At 78.3% G+C, this 497-nt stretch carries 1 protein-coding gene; it reads left to right on the forward strand.

The window, feature by feature from the left end:
* Positions 1–169: 169 nt before the first annotated feature.
* A partial coding sequence (locus G3I53_RS15155; RefSeq protein ID WP_239063910.1) for an aminoglycoside phosphotransferase family protein occupies positions 170–497 on the forward strand: 328 nt, incomplete at its 3' end.

Genomic DNA, 497 nt, shown 5'->3' on the forward strand with positions numbered 1-497 from the left:
GCCCGCTGGAGCGGCGGGAGCGTAGCCTTCCCTGGGCTCGCCGAGCGGTCCGGGGCGGACGGCTGAGGCCTCCGCGGACGGTGCGGTCCGGGACGGTACGACGCCGGCGGCAGGACGGGCGCCCGAGGGGCGGCAGGCTCCGCGACAGCACGAAGGGAACGACGCGCGCATGGTTTTCGACCCGCCGAAGCGTCTGGTCAGGGCACTCGGTGAGACGGCTCCGGACGGTGACGGCTGGCTGGAGCGGCTGCCCGGGGCGGCACGGCGGGCGGTCGCGGCGCTGGGGCTGACCGTGGAGCGGGTGCAGGTGCCCGGCGGGCGCAGCAGCCTGGTGGTGCTGGTGGTCACGGCGCAGGGCACGCCCGCGGTGCTGAAGCTGGCGCCGCACCGGTTCCGGCCGGAGAGCGAGCGGGCCGCGCTGGCGCACTGGGCGGGCCGGGGCGCGGTGCGGCTGCTGGACTTCGGCGGCTCGCCGGACGTGCCGGAGGGCGTGCTGC

Source organism: Streptomyces sp. SID14436 (assembly GCF_010548465.1).
Classification (GTDB): domain Bacteria; phylum Actinomycetota; class Actinomycetes; order Streptomycetales; family Streptomycetaceae; genus Streptomyces.